At 45.7% G+C, this 4,124-nt stretch carries 6 protein-coding genes and 1 pseudogene; 3 read left to right on the top strand and 4 right to left on the bottom strand.

The genetic code is table 11. From position 1 onward, the window contains the following. A partial coding sequence (locus ACLQ6D_RS02140; protein ID WP_411725611.1) for a DUF2797 domain-containing protein occupies window positions 1-790 on the bottom strand: 790 nt, incomplete at its 3' end. Between the two features lie 78 nt (window positions 791-868). Between ACLQ6D_RS02140 and ppa the strand changes: the two genes are divergently transcribed. Then, window positions 869-1,408 carry an inorganic diphosphatase gene (ppa, locus tag ACLQ6D_RS02135; protein WP_411725610.1) on the top strand — a complete coding sequence of 180 codons (540 nt, stop codon included), beginning with the start codon at window positions 869-871 and terminating at the stop codon, window positions 1,406-1,408. A gap of 583 nt (window positions 1,409-1,991) precedes the next feature. Here the strand turns inward: ppa and ACLQ6D_RS02130 are convergent. Next, entirely contained in the window at window positions 1,992-2,447 is a 456-nt protein-coding gene (locus ACLQ6D_RS02130; RefSeq protein WP_411725609.1) for a molybdenum cofactor biosynthesis protein MoaE, read from the bottom strand. Continuing rightward, window positions 2,444-2,683, bottom strand: a complete 240-nt coding sequence (locus ACLQ6D_RS02125) for a MoaD/ThiS family protein (protein ID WP_411725608.1) — start codon at window positions 2,681-2,683, stop codon at window positions 2,444-2,446. The genes ACLQ6D_RS02130 and ACLQ6D_RS02125 overlap by 4 nt, the downstream gene beginning before the upstream one ends. Before the next feature lie 77 nt (window positions 2,684-2,760). Here ACLQ6D_RS02125 and moaC point away from each other — a divergent pair, with 77 nt between their 5' ends. Both moaC and ACLQ6D_RS02115 read left to right on the top strand, forming a co-directional pair. Beyond that, entirely contained in the window at window positions 2,761-3,237 is a 477-nt protein-coding gene (gene moaC, locus ACLQ6D_RS02120; protein WP_411725607.1) for a cyclic pyranopterin monophosphate synthase MoaC, read from the top strand. Further along, window positions 3,237-3,932, top strand: a complete 696-nt coding sequence (locus ACLQ6D_RS02115; protein WP_411725605.1) for an ABC transporter permease — start codon at window positions 3,237-3,239, stop codon at window positions 3,930-3,932. Before moaC ends, ACLQ6D_RS02115 begins: the two co-directional genes overlap by 1 nt. Before the next feature lie 73 nt (window positions 3,933-4,005). Here the strand turns inward: ACLQ6D_RS02115 and ACLQ6D_RS02110 are convergent. Beyond that, window positions 4,006-4,124, bottom strand: a pseudogene (locus ACLQ6D_RS02110) (IS1595 family transposase); the annotation flags it as partial.

Raw genomic sequence — 4,124 nt, 5'->3', positions numbered from 1 at the left:
CTGAATATTTACGTAAGTTAATCACACCAGTATCTAGCAACAGGTACTGTCCTTTAATGCCTTCCAAAATTCCCGATACTTCCGGGTTGGTATCCAAATTGAAGGACTTGACCTTATCGGGATACCGATTTACGGGGTAGTGAATGTCTACCTCCTGTCCATTGGGTAGAAACTCACAAGCCTGCGTCCCAAAACGTTGGGCAATTTCAGCCAGTTCTGCTTGGCAAATCACCATAAGCTCATCGCGTTTTGCAGCCAAATCGACTACCTCAACATTATTTTTCAGCATTTGTTGCCAACTGGTTTTATCGCTGATGTGCTTGGCTATGACAACCTCAACCAACCCCGAAACATACCGTGATTGCGCCTTAAAAATAGCCAAGGCCTGCACTGCGCCCTGATCTATCCAACGTGTCGGTATCTGGTTCTGGCGGGTAATGCCGACTTTGATGCCGCTGGAATTAGCCAGATAGACGGTGTGGGGCTGCATACAGAACGCTTCCCCCCAGGCGGGTTCCCTGCATGTTCCGGCGGCATAATGACAGGTCTCCGGCTTCAGGATGCACATATCGCACTGCGCGAGCGAGATAAAACAGGGATAACAATAACCTTGGTTAAAGCTTTTTTTTGTCGCCCGTCCACAATGCACACAAAAAATATTACCGGAATAAACCAGTTTGATCGGCTTGCCAATCAAGGGGTTCAAGGGAATAGCCTGATCGCTTAACAGCAGTTCATACTGCACTGGATTGTCCAGCTTGGCACGCATCTTTCGTAAATGGCCCTGCATTCGGATTCTCTTTTAAGTTAACAGCAACTGCTATAATAAGCCAATTCTACTATTCATTAAATCGGATGCCTACCACCCATGAAAATCACTAGCGGAAGGAATGTTCCTGATGATATCAATGTTGTGATCGAAATCCCGGCTTATAGCAGTCCGGTAAAATACGAAATCGACAAACATACCGGTGCGCTGACCGTTGACCGCTTTATGGGGACTGCCATGCAATACCCAAGCAACTATGGGTACATTCCGCAAAGTCTCTCCGGTGACGGTGATCCCGTTGATGTTTTGGTTATCACGCCCGACCCGGTGTTGAGCGGTTCTGTGATCCGTTGCCGGCCCATCGGTTTGCTCAAGATGATTGATGAAGCCGGGGAAGATAGCAAGGTGCTTGCCGTACCCGTACAAAAACTCACCCCTTCTTACAATGGTGTCAGTACCTACAAAGACATCCCTGCCGACAAGTTGTCGAAAATCTCCCATTTTTTCAAACATTATAAAGATCTGGAGCCGGGCAAATGGGTGATTATTGAAGGCTGGTTTGGAATTGACCACGCAAAAGAAGAAATTCTCACTAGCATTGACCGTTATAAGGCCTTAGACGATAAGCCAGCTTTTTAGGGAACCTCTGAACAAGTTGATGCCGCCCATAGCCCTACAAGCCTCTCCTGAATTAGCTGAAGGACTCACTACGAACGGAATCGACACATCACCGTTCGTCCTGAACCTATCGAAGGACTTATTCAGAGTTTTCTTAGCTTTTTATTATTTCGGCTTGGGAAAGGGCTTCGCCAAAGATTCTACAACCCGTACCATAACTGCCTGTAGCCTCGGATTGCTGCCAATCAAGGATAGACATTTGGGAGCTATCCGATAAAATGTCCCAGCCGAAGTTGAATGGTCGTCATCCGCGCTGGGTAAATATACATTTCGGGTGATTTTCTGTACGAGCGTTAATCCTGTGAAGTAAAACATCACATCCTGCCGATTTTCTATAAAATTTTTCCAGGTAATATTTGACAACCTGAACACTTAGGGAGTCGCTATCATTGACGATAACGGCAATGTCTTTTGCTGTTCAGGCGGGCAATGATTCATTGATACGCTTTTGTTTTCTGCCAGCAATACAGGGCAGAAACTTACCACAAGTAACCAGCATACTACGCCAAAGCCGATGCTTATTGCTTTGACGCACGAATTTTAATCAGGTTTTCCGATAACCATCGGTATTTTTTTCAACCCAACGCGTTTGACCTGAGCTTAACACCTCCTTTTTCCAGAACGGCGCGATCGATTTCAAGGCTTCCATGATGAATCGACAGGCATCGAACGCATCGCCCCGATGCGATGCCCACACTGCCACCAAAACAATCGTATCATCAGGACGGATTTCTCCGATCCGGTGTACGATAGTTGCGTCAATGATTTGCCAGCGCTGTCCAGCATCGGCAAGAATTTTTCCCAGCTGTTTTTCTGTCATGCCTGGATAATATTCTAGCGTCATACTTTGCACATGAACGCCGTCATTGTAGTCCCGCATAGTGCCTATAAAAATGCTGGTTGCGCCAAATTTAGCTGAAGCTTCTAGTGCTGCTGTATCTTGATAGTCCTGAGTTTCTTGCCAGGGATTGAAAGCTTCTGTGCAAATTTTTACTTTCAACTTAACCCCCCAGTTACCGGTGGGAAAAACGCCACTTCATCACCATCTTGCACATGGAAATCAAGATCAGCATATTCCATATTGACTGCTGCCAGCACATTATCGGGAATTGGTTTTCCTATTGCATCAAGCTGCCAAACGTCCCGTACCGTCATGGCTTGCATAAACTCCAGGTCACTCTCAGTCCGACCCACACGTTCACTCAAGCTTGCAAAATAACGGACTTTAATTGACATGGATATTCCCGTAGTCACACAATAAACACATAAACCAAGATACCTTAAACTGTTGTAAAAGGAAATTTTACTCACAAATGACAAACACACCACATTTTAATCTAGCGGGTGAAGCCCACATCGTCGATATCAGCGAAAAATCGGTCACTCAACGTATAGCAATAACTGAAGGTTATATTGATATGCAAGGGGATACCCTCAAACTGATTATTGATATGGGGCATAAAAAAGGTGATGTACTTGCCATAGCACGAATAGCAGGGATTATGGGCTGCAAAAAAACGGCGGATTTGATCCCGCTTTGTCATCCTATTTTCATCACCCATGTCGAAATTGACCTGACCCCAGAGCTTGATAACAACAGGGTGCGTTGCCAGTCTACCGTCAAAACCATCGGACAGACAGGGGTAGAAATGGAAGCGCTGACCGCCACGCAAATCGCCTTGCTCACTATTTATGACATGTGTAAGGGCATGGATCGCGGCATGGTGATTCAATCAGTACGATTATTAGAAAAAGAAGGCGGTAAATCAGGCCACTGGTTAAGTGTGTAATGGCTTATTTCTCGGATTCTATCTCTGTAGCCATTCAGCTTATATTGAAATTCGACCCGAATGTTTACGAAATAGTTTGGACTTCATTGAAAATCTCGCTTATCGCAACGACCTTTTCTGGTTTGTTGGGCGTACTTCTGGGAATCTGGGTAGGAATTAAAGAATTTATCGGTAAATCGTTCATCCGGCACGCGCTCAATACCCTGATGGCTATGCCCACCGTGATGATAGGCCTGATCTTTTATGGGCTGCTCAGCCGTAAAGGGTCATTAGGGGAATTCGGTCTATTATATACGGAGGATGCCGTTATCCTGGGTGAAGCCTGCCTTATTCTGCCCATAATCATGAACATGACTTTACTGGCAGTCGATTCTGCCGATAAACGCATGTTGACCACCCTAAAGACTCTTGGCGCTAAAACACATCAACAAATCATACTCGCCTTGAGCGAATTACGTTACGTCATTAGCGCGGGCATCATAACTGGATTTGGCCGAGCCATAGGAGAAGTCGGTGCCGCGATGATGCTGGGCGGCAATATACAAGGAACGACGCGCACCATGACAACCGCTATCGCCATGGAAACCGGAAAAGGTGATTTTGAATTGGGCTTAGCCCTAGGCATCCTGCTTTTGTTGATCGCATTGACCGTCAATCTATTATTTCACTTACTGAAAAACAAGCCCGAATACTAGGACGTGTTTTTCAACACTCTGCTAGCGAGACTGTGAAAGTAGCATAACGTCCTTACAACATAGGTTTATCTGATTACCAATAAGCTTCAGCCAATTTTAGCAACCGTCCGGGCATCGGCGGTGTTAAGGCTGATGCACGCACTAATCTTGGCACTAACGCATCCGACTTAAAGCGTCGATTAAAACGATATT

It is taken from the genome of Methyloglobulus sp., from assembly GCF_046714055.1.
Classification (GTDB): Bacteria; Pseudomonadota; Gammaproteobacteria; order Methylococcales; family Methylomonadaceae; genus Methyloglobulus.
This window is presented reverse-complemented; position numbering and strand designations above follow the sequence as displayed.

Bases quoted from the DNA above. Each gene is read 5' to 3' on its own strand.
- ppa (WP_411725610.1), top strand. From the start codon at position 869: ATGAAAATCACTAGCGGAAGGAATGTTCCTGATGATATCAATGTTGTG.
- moaC (WP_411725607.1), top strand. From the start codon at position 2,761: ATGACAAACACACCACATTTTAATCTAGCGGGTGAAGCCCACATCGTC.
- ACLQ6D_RS02125 (WP_411725608.1), bottom strand. From the start codon at position 2,683: ATGTCAATTAAAGTCCGTTATTTTGCAAGCTTGAGTGAACGTGTGGGT.
- ACLQ6D_RS02115 (WP_411725605.1), top strand. From the start codon at position 3,237: ATGGCTTATTTCTCGGATTCTATCTCTGTAGCCATTCAGCTTATATTG.